Consider the following 13,555-nt stretch of genomic DNA (forward strand, 5'->3'; position numbering starts at 1 on the left):
CAATTTAGGGAGTGGAAAACATGGATTTATTAATTAAACAAGTTCGTCTTCAAGACGGTGAAGCATTACAAGATGTAGCTATTAAAGAAGGAAAAATCATTGAAATCGCCCCAGTTATTACTGGCGATGCCAAAGAAGTCATCGAAGCAGATGGTCGTGTTTTAATCCCAGGTTTTGTAGAAAGCCATTTACATTTGGACAAGGCATTAATCGCTGATCGTAAACCAAATAAATCAGGTACGTTGAAAGAAGCGATTGAAGTAACCGCAGAATTAAAACCAACATTTACTGAAGAAGACATTTACGACCGTGCTAAACGTGCTTTAGAAATGTTAATCGTTCATGGGACCACGGCGTTAAGAACGCATGCAGAATTTGACCCAGCGCAAGGTTTTACTGGCTTCAAAACAATTATGCGTTTGAAAGAAGAATACAAAGAGTTAATTGACATGCAAGTAGTTGCGTTTCCGCAAGAAGGAATTTTTAAAGCCCCTGGAACAGAACAAATGATGTATGAAGCAATGGATATGGGCGCAGACGTTGTCGGCGGTATTCCTTATAATGATGCACCAGCGAAAGAACATATTGATTTAGTGTTTGAAATTGCTAAAAAATATGATAAAGATGTAGATTTACACCAAGATTTTGCCGATGAAGCTGATGATATGAGTATTGAATATTTATGTGAAAAAACCATCGCTGAAGGCTACCAAGGCCGTGTTTCAGTGGGCCACTTAACGGCATTGCATGCCTTACCTGAAGCAGAATTGGCGCCTATTATTGCAAAAATGGCGGAAGCAAATATTAGCGTGATGGCTTTACCAGCAACGGATTTACATTTAGGGGCTCGTGGTGATCAGTACAATGTTCGACGTGCGGTTACGCCAATTCGTAAATTACGCGATGGTGGCGTGAATGTCTGTATTGCTACGAATAATATTCGCAATGCTTTTACACCATATGGCACAGGGGATATTGTTCAAACAGCGATGTTAGCCATTCCTGTTGGGCACCTAGGTGGAGCGGATGACTTAAAAACAGTGCTACCAATGGTAACAACAAGTCCTGCTCGTGCGATGGGACTAGAAGGATACGGTGTCGCAGTTGGGAATAAAGCAGATTTAGTCTTATTAGACACAAAAGTGGTTGAACATGCGATTATTGATATTCCAGAACGGTTATATGTTATTAAAAACGGCCGTGTTACAGTCAAGACAGACAAAAAAGTCGAAATCATTCGTTAAGAAAAAAAACAAAAAGCTCAAAATGTTAGTTGTCAAAACTAACATTTTGAGCTTTTTTTGATAAAGGTAAAGCTAGGAAGGTGAAAATATGATTAATTTATCCTGTTTTAGCTATGATTCTCTATTGAAAAGTTTATTTTCAGTTTATTTTTGGTCGATTTTCCTTGATATATATAGAATCTTCAGGAAATGCTCCTATCTGTTTAAAATTCGGAATTTCAGAAATTATTCTTTTTTGCTAAACTAGTTATAACTGGTTAGTAAAAAGAAGTATTGGACGAATAGCGCTGAAACAAGTGAATGATCCAAAGTATAAAGAAAAATGAAACCGATACCACAAGACAAGACTGTTGCTGAAAATGGTAAGTGATCATTCTGCTAAGTTTAGTGTCTTAATGTTTAGTTAACTAAGAATTGTTGGATTGTTCTTTAGAAAGAAGGGACAATATGAAGCGAAGTAAATGGAAAGAATTGATAGTAACGGGCATCTGCCATATATTAGTATTCCCCATACTAATACAGACAACTGTTTTTGCAGAAACATTACCAAGTACAAAACAAGTAAGAGAAGGAACCAATCATTCATTAACAGCAGAAAAAGCCAAAAGTGAACAACCACAGACAAAGGATAAACTACATGATGAAGAACCACTAGCATTGCCAAAAAGTGAGTTAATCGATAATGAGGCTAATGTTACAAGTCAAACGATTAGAGAAAGAATTGAGACGCCTAACCTAACTTATCGTTATGGATTTATTAATGAAGAGGGGCAGCCAGTAAACGCCAATGAGATCCTTCTACAGTATCATAGTTGGCAAGGCAATTCCCCAAATGGCATAAATGTGTGGGAAGGTGAAAGTCAACCAGTGACAGCATCTACAGTGGCTAATTTAAAAGAAGTGGTAATTCCAAGTGAGAAAGTAGCCGTCTATTCCGACATGTCAACGGTGCTTGCAGCGAGTAATCAAACATTTTTTTTACCAAGATATTATACTTCTTTAAGCTTATACAATAAGAAAGGGGAAATTGATCCCAATTTTCCGCTGCCAACTATTTCCGACGCATCAGGAAACCAATATCCAACAACAATTTCGCAATTTGAATTGGAAAAAATGTCTGCACAACAATATAGTCAGAAAACAGGAGTAACGTTTAACATTAGCGAGAGTCAAAAACTAATCGTTCCTTTGTACAACCAAGTGAAGGTTGATTCATCGAATCAATCTGGGCTATTGAATTACTTTAAATTTTCAGGGCCGGTTTATTATCATGTTACCAATCGCATAGTGACAGAACATTTTGTGGATACTCAAGGGAAACCAATCCCTCCACCACCGGGGTTTAGACAAGGAAAGCAAACGCTTATTGAGCGTGACCCTTACGCCTTTAAACAGAACGGCCTTTTGCCAAGTAGCTATGAAATCGACTCAAAAACATATCAATTTCAAGGATGGTATAAAGGGAAAACGAAACCTGAAAATTTAGAAAAAAGCGTAACGCCCAGTTATGATATTACCTATGACGACAATGATGATTTAACTGTTGTCTATAAGGAGGTACCTCAAAAAAATTATACATTTGAGGATGTCAATGGTGTTGAAATTGCACCACCATCTGATTTTATTCAGGATCACCAACAACCAATAACTACGGATGGCTTTCGCTATTTAGCTGGAAAAAAACTGCCACAACAATACAGCGTTAACGGTAAAACTTATTTATATCAAGGTTGGTATCAAGATAAAACAAAACAAGAGAGCTTAGAAAAAACGAAGCGCCCCATAAACTCCCCTGTTTTTAATGAAATGAACGCTATTACAGCAGTGTATAAGGAAATAACTGCAAAAGCTGAAATGCAAATAGAAGGACTAGTCAAAGTCATGCCAAGTGGTTATATACAAATTTGGCAGATTATGCTTACAAATGTGGGAGAAGTACCGTTAAAAAAAATAAACTTAAAGCCAGCAAGTGGTTGGTCACCAGGTCTAGCTCGGCCAATCCAAGTCACGATTCGTGTTGGATCTGAACCAAACAAAATTGTTCCTATTACTGATGAAAATTGGCGAGTTGGCATTGCTTTAAATACGGAAGTGCCTATTGGTCAGACAGCAACTATTATGATGACAACAATTGCTACAGGTGAACCAGATCAAGTGTTACAAGCGGCTGTTGAAATGAATGGAAATTTTTCTGCTGTTCACGCAGCTGATACTGTCAGAATCCAACCTAAAAATCAAGAAATTGTGGCACCAGATGAGGAAGGTTTTATCAGCACACCAACTTTTGATTTTGGTAAAGTCGCCATTTCTAGCAACACGCAGCAACATGGTTTAAAGCAGGCAGCAGATTATTATGAAAATGGTCAGGAAAATCCATATTTACGTTTGAAAAAATCACAACCCAATTGGGCACTAACTGCAGAACTATCCCCCTTTGAAGGAAGAGTGGATCAACTATCATCAATGACAAAGTTATTGTTAGGAACAACCAATGTTTCAGGTTTTATTCAGTACAATCAACCAACGGAAACTAAAGTTGCTCTTGGCAAAACAACCGCTATTCAATTAGTTGCCAACGGTGTAGCTAGCCATATTGTTGCCAATGGTCAGTTTGACGAAAGTGATGTTTATCAATTTGATTTTTCTTTTGATCAAATCAAATTAGAAATTCCAGCAAATCAAGGTAGAAAAGATCAAACTTATCAAGCAATGGTGACTTGGAATTTAGTGACAGGCCCATAAGTCCATAAAAAATAAGTTGAATAGTTTGATCAAAAACATTGCATAGAAATAATAAAAGGCGGCTCAACGAAGCGGCCTTTTTCTTGATTCGTTACCAAAATATAACGAATTTTGTAACAAAAACGTTTAATAAAAAGAAGGAAAAATGATTAATTTTACGAAAAAAAGCATATATCGACAAAAAAGAAGCAAAATTTGAATAAAAAAAGAAAAAATATGAAAAAAAATCGAAGAATTGTTTAACAATTGAAAACACGTGAAAACCAGTCATGACAAGGCGCAAAAGCCTTACAAAAGGTAAGTTTACCTATTATGGAGAAAGAACGAGTGATCTGAAATGTTTTTGTAACATTTCTATTGCTTAATTGAAATATGGGTGTGGTAGAATGTTTTTGTCGTAAGAAAAGATTAAGATATTTTAAATAAACTTTAGAAATTAATTCGGAGGAATGACAAGTGAAGAAACGTCTATTTGCATCAGTATTACTATGTTCATTAACGCTATCAGCAATTGCTACCCCAAGCATCGCTTTGGCGGACAATGTTGATAAAAAAATTGAAGAAAAAAATCAAGAAATTTCATCATTAAAAGCAAAACAAGGGGATTTAGCTTCACAAGTATCTTCTTTAGAAGCAGAAGTATCTTCAGTATTTGATGAAAGCATGGCTTTACGTGAACAAAAGCAAACACTAAAAGCAAAATCAGAACAATTACAACAAGAAATTACAAACTTGAATCAACGTATTGAAAAACGTAACGAAGCAATCAAAAATCAAGCACGTGATGTTCAAGTTAATGGACAAAGCACAACAATGCTAGATGCAGTTTTAGATGCGGACTCAGTTGCAGATGCAATCAGCCGTGTTCAAGCTGTTTCAACAATCGTAAGTGCCAACAACGACTTAATGCAACAACAAAAAGAAGATAAACAAGCCGTTGTTGATAAAAAAGCTGAAAACGAGAAAAAAATGAAACAACTTGAAGCAACAGAAGCTGAATTAGAAACAAAACGTCAAGATTTACTTTCTAAACAATCTGAATTAAACGTAATGAAAGCTTCATTAGCATTAGAACAATCATCAGCTGAAAGTTCTAAAGCTGGCTTAGAAAAACAAAAAGCAGCTGCTGAAGCAGAGCAAGCACGCTTAGCTGCTGAACAAAAAGCTGCAGCTGAAAAAGCCAAACAAGCTGCTGCAAAACCAGCTAAAGCTGAAGTGAAAGCAGAAGCACCAGTTGCCTCTTCATCAACAACAGAAGCACAAGCACCAGCAAGCTCAAGCTCAGCAACTGAATCAAGCACGCAACAAACAACTGAAACAACTACACCAAGTACAGATAATAGTGCAACAGAAAATACTGGCTCTTCTTCATCAGAACAACCAGTACAACCTACAACACCAAGCGATAATGGAAATAATGGTGGCCAAACTGGTGGTGGAACAGTTACACCAACACCAACACCAGAACCAACACCAGCACCTTCTGCTGATCCAACAATCAATGCATTGAACGTTCTACGTCAATCATTAGGTTTACGTCCAGTAGTATGGGATGCAGGTTTGGCAGCTTCTGCAACTGCTCGTGCAGCACAAGTTGAAGCAGGTGGCATTCCAAATGATCACTGGTCTCGTGGAGATGAAGTTATCGCAATTATGTGGGCGCCAGGTAACTCAGTAATCATGGCGTGGTACAATGAAACAAACATGGTAACAGCTTCAGGAAGCGGTCACCGTGATTGGGAAATTAACCCAGGTATTACGCGTGTCGGTTTTGGTTACTCAGGTAGCACAATCGTAGGACACTCAGCCTAATCAGCAATGATAAAAATAGACGTAAGCAGCTTCTGAAAAGAAGCTGCTTTTTTCATTACTATTTCATCCATCTCCGTTGACAAATTTGCTAAACGTGGTATTCTAATTATAATCTAATAATTTCCGTTGAATAGGAAAGTAAATACAAGACAGCTGGTAGAGAGACTTTGGTTGGTGAAAAAAGTTAGATGTCTGTATCGAAAAATGGCCTAGGAGGAATTTTTGTCGAAACGTAGGCAAAAACGTAATGTCTTTCGTTAACAAGACCGCTGATTATGATTGTCAGTTGAAGGGAAAGAGTCATCTTTCCGAAAAAAGGTGGTACCGCGATAATAATCGCCCTTTTACTAGTTACGGCTAGTAAAAGGGCGTTTTTTTATAAATAAAAATAGGAAAGAGTGAGGCAAATGAGTAGTCAGATTCCTTTTACAGTTGATCATGTGGGAAGTTTTTTACGTCCGGAAACAATTAAGAAAGCACGGAAAAAGGTCCAAGCAGGTGCTTTATCTCAAGCAGAGCTACGTCTTATTGAAGATGAGGAAATCAAAGCATTAGTAGCAAAACAAAAAGCTGGCGGTTTACGGGGAATCACAGATGGTGAATTTCGTCGCGGTTTTTGGCATATTGATTTCTTAGAAGGATTAAATGGTGTGACAGGCTATATCCCAGAAACGGGGTATAACCAAACCTTTCATGGAAAAGCAGCTCCGGCCTATAATATCCGCGTAGTGGATAAAATATCTTTTCCTGCGCAACATCCATTTTTAGAGGACTTTTCATTTTTAAAAGAGGTGGTGGAAGTTGGTGATGGCACGGTAGCCAAAGCAACGATCCCTAGTCCGACCATGATTTTACGTCAAGAAATTTTATCTAACGATGGCACCTCGCACATTCAAACAATTTATCCAGAGATTGGTGCTTTTTATAAGGATTTAGCACAAACATATAAAGATGCAATTGCGGCCTTTTACGAGAGAGGTTGCCGTTATTTGCAATTTGATGATACAAATTGGGCGTTTCTAGCGGATCAGACAAAACAAGAAGAATTACGAGCAAAAGGAATACAGCCAGAAGAAATTGCACAAGTGTGTACCACGATTATTAATGAAGCCTTAGCTGGTAAGCCAGAAGATTTAACTGTAACCACGCACATTTGCCGTGGGAACCATGCTTCGTCTTGGTTATTTTCAGGTGGTTATGAACCGATAGCAAAAGAATTATTTGCTACGAATTATGATGGTTTCTTCTTGGAATATGACTCAGATCGTGCAGGGGACTTTTCACCATTAAGACATTGGCAAAATAATGGCAGCAAAGTCGTTTTAGGTTTAGTTACTTCTAAGTTTCCTGAATTAGAAGAGACTGAACAAGTGAAAGCACGAATTGAAGAAGCTCAACAGTTTATTCCTTTAGAAAACTTAAGTATTAGTCCGCAATGTGGTTTTGCTTCGACAGAAGAAGGAAATCGTTTGACGGAGAAAGAACAATGGCGCAAAGTTCAATTACTTCAAGAAATTGCTAGAGAAGTATGGTAAAAAACTGGGACATAAGTCTAAACGGCTTATGTCCCAGTTTTTTCATTGTATTATTTTAAATATTGATCTTTAGTAAAATTCGTGTGTTCATACTCGCCGTTGTCACCATAAAAGCGGTTATAGCGTTGTTTGAATTTGCGGAATAAATAAATGACTGTCACTTTAACTAGGCAATACATTGGAATCCCAAAAATAACGCCCATTAAACCAAACAGTTCACCCATAACTAACAAGACAAGTAAAATAGTAATCGGATGGACTTTTAATTTATCGCCCATCACACGAGGAATAACAAAATCACCATGAATCAATTGGATGGCAAACCAGACGATAACAAATTTAACTACCATAAATGTGGAATCCTGAAAGGCAATAATCAATCCAGGAATAAAGGCAATAAATGGCCCGATATAAGGAATAATACATAAAATACCCGCAGCTAAAGCTAAAATGCTACCAAATTGTAAACCAATTAATAGAAAAGCTGGCCAATACATAATCCCTAAAACCAACGAAGCAATGACTTGACCTTTTAGATAATCGCCAATTTGAATGTTGGCAATTTGGCTATATTCATCAAAATCAGGACGAAAAGCTGGGGGAATGATGCCTTTTACAAAGCGATAAAACTTTTCTTTGTCTTTTAAAAGGAAAAAGGCGATGATAGGTCCTGTAAACAAGGTTAGGAAAGTAGAAGAGACTGCAGAAAAGACGCTTCCCAGACCTTGTGCGCCTGTTTGTAGGTAATCCCCTGCAAAGTCTTTAAAGGAGTTTGCAAGTTTGCCCCAGAGCTGATTAATCGACTCATTAGCAGATTCTAAATCTTTTGCAAAAGGTGTTTTAGCCATAAATTCTTGTACTGTTTGGAGCGTGCTTTTCCAAAAACTTGGGAATTGTTTGATTAATTCTTCCGTTTGGTCTTGGATAATTGGGAAAAGTTGCAGTCCAGCTAACACTAGTAATGCAATAATTAAGACATAGAGAATCGCAATCGCCCAAACACGGGGAATTTTTTTCTCAAGGCGTTTCACCATTGGATTAAGCAAATAAAATAGAATAATACCAAAAAGTACCGGGCCTAAGACGGCACTAAAAATAACAAAAATTGGTTTAAAGATAAATGAAACAGTGTTGAATAAAAAGATAGTTACAGCAATTAGACAAAGGATAGTTAATGTGTAAAGTAAATTTTTCCCACCTAAAAAGCGGATCCACTTGGTACTTTCTTTATCCATAAGTTGCTCCTTTCGTTAAGCTTTATTTCTAAAATGACCAATAATTTCAATGACTCCCATGAAAATCAGGATAAATCCAAAGACTTGCATCAAAACTAAGAGACTTTTGAAGGGGTTGAAAACTAAAACAGCTCCAGCGATTAAAACCAGAATACTGTAGATAAGCGCACCTGTTTGACGAGTATTTAAAGCAAAAGTCAATTGAACGAGGCCGTTTATAACGATACTAATCCCTAATAAAAACGGCAGAATCGAAACAATCACCGGTGCAAAAAATAAAAAGGCTACTGCTAAGACGACAAAGATTAAACCTGTTACGAAACCAAGTCCCCAGCTACCCGTTTGTTTTTTTATTTTGTAGTCATCATAAATATTAATTAACCCTAAAAGCATCAAATAACCAGCAATTAAATAACCGACGAACTGGAAGAAAGCACCGGGATTAAAGACAATGGCACTTCCGATAACGATAAAGACGGCGTCGCGCAATAGGGTATGGCGCCGAAAATTTTCTCTAAAAGTTTGGAACATAAAAATCCTCCTCAATGTTATTGTTTCTTTTATTCTAGCGGAAAAAAGAAAAAAGTGCGAGTGGTAGCTCTAAAAAGTGTTGGAAACTGTATCTTTAGAAAAAATAACATTAAAAATTAAAAAAGTCTTACAAATGAGCGAAAATTGGCATATAATGGAAAGTGAAATTTTATTTTAAGAAGGAGAGATTTGATGGATTTATTACCTTTATTAGGCGTATTGATCGTCATTGTCGGCTTCGCATTGAAATTTGATGCTATCTTGATTGTGATGGTTGCTTTAATAGTGACGGCTTTTACTGGCGGGCTTGGTTTGACATCGATGCTAGAAACACTAGGAACAACCTTTGTGAATAATCGAGGAATGGCTATCTTTATTATTATTATGTTAGCAACAGGAACTTTAGAAAGAAATGGCTTGAAAGAGTCAGCAGCTACGTTGATTAAACGATTCAAAAAGGTATCTGCTGGTGTGATTATTGACATTTATGGTGTCTTTCGGATTATCTTCGCCGCTTTTAACGTAAGTTTCGGTGGGGTAGCAGGTTTTGTGCGTCCGATTATTTTGCCAATGGCGTTAGGAACAATTGAATCAAAAAATTTACCAATGGTGCCAGAGTATGAAGAAGAACTAAAAGGGATGGCTTCAGCCATGGAAAATATCTGTTGGTTCTTTGGTCAAGTTTTGTTTGTTGGTGGGGCTGGGGCATTGCTTGTTCAATCAACATTGAAAGATTTAGGCTATGAAGTGACATTAGGTAAACTGGCTTTAGTGGAAGTACCAGTCGCCTTAGTTGCCTTAATTTCGGCAAGTATTTACTTTACTTTAAAAGAAAAAAGATTACGTAAAAAATATTATGGACAGGAGGGACTGAAATGAGTTTTTTCACAGATCCAAGTATTGATTTGAGTGCAAAGTTATTGGAAGTCCTTTACATTTTTATGGGGATTATCTTGTTATATACAAGTTTTCGTAGTTTTCGTGATAAAACCAATCAACATGCGTATGGGACTAGTTTATTCTGGGGAATTTTAGGAATCTTAATCGGTTTTGGTCGGTTTATTCCACCAGTTGCCTGTGGCGTACTTATTTTTGTGATGACAATTCCGGCAATTCTTCAAAAAGTGACAAAAGGAGAAAGTCGCTTACCTTCGAAAGAATACATGGAAAAAATGTCTCAAAAATTAGGAATGAAGATTTTTATTCCCGCACTAAGTATCGGGGTTTTTGCAATTCTTTTTGCCACATTGACTACTTTAGGAGCTTTAGTCGGTGTCGGTGTTGGTGTCTTTGTAGCGATTTTCATCATGATGTTCTTTTCTAAAAATAATACGCCGAAAGTATTTTTTGATGATGCGGCGGAAATGTTAGAAACAGTCGGTCCTCTTAGTACGTTGCCAATGCTATTAGCTTGTTTAGGTGCTGTTTTTACTAGCGCTGGTGTTGGTGAGATTATTTCAAAAGGGGTTAGTGCCGTAGTACCAGCAGGAAATGTCAATGTAGGGATTATTATTTATGCTGTGGGAATGGTTATTTTTACGGCTATCATGGGCAATGCCTTTGCAGCAATAACCGTGATGACAGTCGGAATTGGTGTGCCGTTTGTCTTTTCTTTAGGTGCAGATCCCGCATTAGTTGGGATGGTTGCCTTAACATGTGGTTTTTGTGGTACACTGTTAACACCGATGGCTGCGAACTTTAATATCGTACCTGTAGCCATGTTGGAAATGAAAGATAAGTACGGCGTCATTAAAAATCAATTGCCGATTGCACTTTTCATGTTAATTTTCCAAATTGTTTATATGATTCTATTCAAATAAGAAAGGATGATCGAAATGAAAGTTGTCGTTACTGGCTTTGATCCATTTGGAGGAGAAGCAATCAATCCTGCCTTTGAAGCAGTCAAAAAATTACCTGCTGAAATTGCAGGAGCTGAAATTATTAAAGTTGAGGTGCCAACTGTTTTTGGCACTAGTGGTGAAAAAGTGGCTGAAGCAATTGAAACCCATCAACCAGATATGGTGATTTGTGTTGGACAAGCAGGCGGCCGTCAAACAGTCACTGTTGAAAAAGTGGCGATTAATTTAGCGGAAGCGCGTATCCCGGATAATGCAGGACAACAACCAAGCGATGTGCCGTTGGTTGAAGATGGAGCAACAGCCTATTTTACAAATTTACCGATTAAAGCGATGGTAAAAAATTGTCATGACCATCAATTACCTGCAGCGATTTCTTATACAGCAGGAACCTTTGTATGTAATGATATTATGTATCACTTACTACACTTAATTAACACTAAATATCCAACTATTCGTGGCGGATTTATTCATGTTCCGTTCCTACCAGAACAAACAATTGATAAACCAACGTTTGCTTCTATGTCATTAGAAGCAATCACAGATTCTTTGTTCTATATGATTGAAGCAGCAGTAAAAACGCAAGAAGATATTCAACTACAAGGTGGCACAACCCATTAATTAACAGGCGCTTTCGTGAGAACGGAGGCGCTTTTCTATTTTTACAAAAAGAAAAAGTAATTTTTGTTGGCGTGTGAAAAAATTTTTTATACTATTTTCGTTGACAAGTCGGTTTCTTCTTGGTATATTGAGATTCATAAATTATTAGCCCAGTAGGAAATAGATGTTTTGTTCAGAAAGTCGATGGTTGCTGCGAATCGATCAAGTCTATTTGTGAATTACACTAATAAGTAGTAACAATTACATAATACATAAGCGAGAAGCAAGTAAGCTTCTAATTAAGGTGGTACCGCGGAGAGATTCGTCCTTATTCTTTAAGGATGAATCTCTCTTTTTATGTAGCTTTAGGAGGCGTTTTCAATGAGTTGTGGAGGGGTTATTCGTTATCATAAGATCCTTTAATGTCAGAGTATTCAGAAAAAAGATTAGAGGAGAGTAACGAAATGAAAGAAAAACAGAAAAAGAAGACCGTGAGTGTTCGAGAAGCAAGTATCGTTTTATTAATTATTGTGGCAGCTATTGCAACAGGAGTAATTGGCTTAAAGATATCGCCAAATATTACTATTTTGTTTGTGATTGCATTGATTTTAGGCTACGCAATGTTTCGTAAAGTACCATTTGATCAAATGCATAAAGGGATTGTTGATGGCTTGAAGCCAGGGATTATTCCAATTTTTATTTTTATTTTAGTGGGGGCATTGATTGCCGTTTGGATTCAAGCTGGAATTATTCCAACGATTATGGTTTTTGGTTTTAAAATGATTAGTGTTAAATGGTTTGTGCCGTCAGTTTTTATTGTCTGTGCGATTGTCGGCAGTGCAGTAGGTAGTGCTTTTACAGTGATGTCAACAATTGGAATTGCCTTTTTCGGTATTGGCAGTACCTTAGGGTTAAATCCTGCTTTAGTTGTGGGGGCGATTGTTTCTGGTTCAGTTTTTGGTGATAAAATGTCACCTTTATCAGAATCAACAAACTTAGCCGCAGCGATTGTTGAAGCGGATTTGTTTAAACATATAAAAAACTTGATGTGGTCGACTGTACCAGCATTTATCGTCTCTTTAATCTTGTTTATGATTTTAGGACAAACGTACGCGAATACAAGTCTGACAGAAGTAGTTCAAGTTATTCAAGTATTGGAAGACCACTTTACCATTTCAATTTGGTCATTGTTACCATTAGCCTTAATGTTAATCTGTGCCTGGCGCAAAATTCCAGCGATTATCACGATTTTGTTAAACATTATTGTGGCAGTAATTATGATTATTATTCAAAATCCGAAAGTATCGTTGCAGGCATTAGGAAACACGTTGGAAAATGGGTTTGTTTCTCAAACGGGGAACGCACAAATTGATCAATTATTAAGTCGTGGCGGGATTATGAGTATGATGCCGACTGTGGCACTTATTATTCTAACGTTGTCTCTAGGTGGCTTATTAATGGAATTAGGATTGATTTCTGCGGTCATGGAAGTTGTTTCGCAGAAAATGAGCAGTACACCGAAATTGATTTTATCAACGTTATTAACAGGAATTGGCGTAAATATTTTTATTGGTGAACAATTCCTATCGGTTATTTTACCAGGGAATGCCTTTAAAGAAGTTTACAAAAAAGAAGGTTTGGATCCGACTGTTTTAGGCAGAACCTTGGAGGATGGTGGGACGGTTATTAACTACCTCATTCCTTGGGGGATTGCAGGTAGCTTCGTAGCGGGGACCTTTGGCGTACCAACGTTGACTTACTTACCATTTGTTTTCTTTAGCTTATTATCGCCTGTCTTCTCAATGGTCAGTGCATTTACTGGTTTAGGAATTAAGCGGTTATCAGCAGAACCTGTTACCGAAAAATAGATTGATTAAAATAGAACAGTTGATGGGGAATACTGTAGTTTCTCCCTGTCAATTGTTCTATTTTTCTTGTAAAAAAGGTTGCATTTTTAGAAAGAAACAGTTATAGTTGACTAGTCAATTGTTGACGAGTCA

The 13,555-nt window shown here is 37.2% G+C and carries 11 protein-coding genes and 2 other annotated features; of the genes, 8 read left to right on the forward strand and 3 right to left on the reverse strand.

Annotated elements, in window-relative coordinates; genetic code table 11:
* Positions 1 to 20: 20 nt before the first annotated feature.
* Positions 21 to 1,244, forward strand: a complete 1,224-nt coding sequence (locus IGI80_RS05130) for an amidohydrolase family protein (protein WP_002389547.1) — start codon at positions 21 to 23, stop codon at positions 1,242 to 1,244.
* Positions 1,245 to 1,691: 447 nt separating this feature from the next.
* Positions 1,692 to 3,986 carry a WxL domain-containing protein gene (locus IGI80_RS05135; RefSeq protein ID WP_438722753.1) on the forward strand — a complete coding sequence of 765 codons (2,295 nt, stop codon included), beginning with the start codon at positions 1,692 to 1,694 and terminating at the stop codon, positions 3,984 to 3,986.
* A gap of 91 nt (positions 3,987 to 4,077) precedes the next feature.
* Here the strand turns inward: IGI80_RS05135 and IGI80_RS05140 are convergent, their stop codons facing one another.
* The gene (locus IGI80_RS05140) at positions 4,078 to 4,257 is read right to left on the reverse strand and encodes a hypothetical protein (RefSeq protein ID WP_002386074.1); all 180 of its coding nucleotides are present in this window, start codon (positions 4,255 to 4,257) and stop codon (positions 4,078 to 4,080) included.
* A 185-nt stretch (positions 4,258 to 4,442) separates the two neighbouring features.
* On the opposite strand from IGI80_RS05140, the gene IGI80_RS05145 reads away from it, so the two are divergent.
* Both IGI80_RS05145 and IGI80_RS05150 read left to right on the forward strand, forming a co-directional pair.
* The gene (locus IGI80_RS05145; protein ID WP_033593733.1) at positions 4,443 to 5,798 is read left to right on the forward strand and encodes a PcsB-like coiled-coil domain-containing protein; all 1,356 of its coding nucleotides are present in this window, start codon (positions 4,443 to 4,445) and stop codon (positions 5,796 to 5,798) included.
* A 117-nt stretch (positions 5,799 to 5,915) separates the two neighbouring features.
* Positions 5,916 to 6,145: a binding site (T-box leader), on the forward strand.
* Between the two features lie 60 nt (positions 6,146 to 6,205).
* Positions 6,206 to 7,333 (forward strand): 5-methyltetrahydropteroyltriglutamate--homocysteine S-methyltransferase, encoded by a 1,128-nt coding sequence (locus IGI80_RS05150; protein ID WP_086317607.1) that lies wholly within the window; start codon positions 6,206 to 6,208, stop codon positions 7,331 to 7,333.
* A 50-nt stretch (positions 7,334 to 7,383) separates the two neighbouring features.
* On the opposite strand, the gene IGI80_RS05155 is transcribed toward IGI80_RS05150, so the two are convergent.
* Both IGI80_RS05155 and IGI80_RS05160 read right to left on the reverse strand, forming a co-directional pair.
* Entirely contained in the window at positions 7,384 to 8,568 is a 1,185-nt protein-coding gene (locus IGI80_RS05155; protein WP_002355262.1) for an AI-2E family transporter, read from the reverse strand.
* A gap of 15 nt (positions 8,569 to 8,583) precedes the next feature.
* Positions 8,584 to 9,099, reverse strand: coding sequence for an HdeD family acid-resistance protein (locus tag IGI80_RS05160; protein WP_002381189.1), 516 nt, complete (start codon positions 9,097 to 9,099; stop codon positions 8,584 to 8,586).
* A 192-nt stretch (positions 9,100 to 9,291) separates the two neighbouring features.
* Here IGI80_RS05160 and IGI80_RS05165 point away from each other — a divergent pair, with 192 nt between their 5' ends.
* The 4 genes from IGI80_RS05165 to nhaC all read left to right on the forward strand — a co-directional run bounded on the left by IGI80_RS05165 (position 9,292) and on the right by nhaC (position 13,423).
* Positions 9,292 to 9,978: a DUF969 domain-containing protein gene (locus IGI80_RS05165; protein ID WP_002355265.1), complete on the forward strand. Its 687-nt coding sequence runs from the start codon at positions 9,292 to 9,294 to the stop codon at positions 9,976 to 9,978.
* On the forward strand, positions 9,975 to 10,919 hold the full coding sequence (locus IGI80_RS05170; RefSeq protein WP_002355267.1) for a DUF979 domain-containing protein: 945 nt from the start codon (positions 9,975 to 9,977) through the stop codon (positions 10,917 to 10,919). The genes IGI80_RS05165 and IGI80_RS05170 overlap by 4 nt, the downstream gene beginning before the upstream one ends.
* Positions 10,920 to 10,934: 15 nt before the next feature.
* A complete protein-coding gene (gene pcp / locus IGI80_RS05175; protein ID WP_002355269.1) occupies positions 10,935 to 11,576 on the forward strand; it encodes a pyroglutamyl-peptidase I in 642 nt (213 codons plus the stop codon).
* A gap of 136 nt (positions 11,577 to 11,712) precedes the next feature.
* Positions 11,713 to 11,888: a binding site (T-box leader), on the forward strand.
* 89 nt (positions 11,889 to 11,977) lie between these two features.
* On the forward strand, positions 11,978 to 13,423 hold the full coding sequence (gene nhaC, locus IGI80_RS05180; protein WP_002383673.1) for a Na+/H+ antiporter NhaC: 1,446 nt from the start codon (positions 11,978 to 11,980) through the stop codon (positions 13,421 to 13,423).
* Positions 13,424 to 13,555: the final 132 nt, after the last annotated feature.

The sequence above is a fragment of the Enterococcus sp. DIV1420a genome (assembly GCF_051712165.1).
Taxonomy (GTDB): Bacteria; Bacillota; Bacilli; order Lactobacillales; family Enterococcaceae; genus Enterococcus; species Enterococcus faecalis.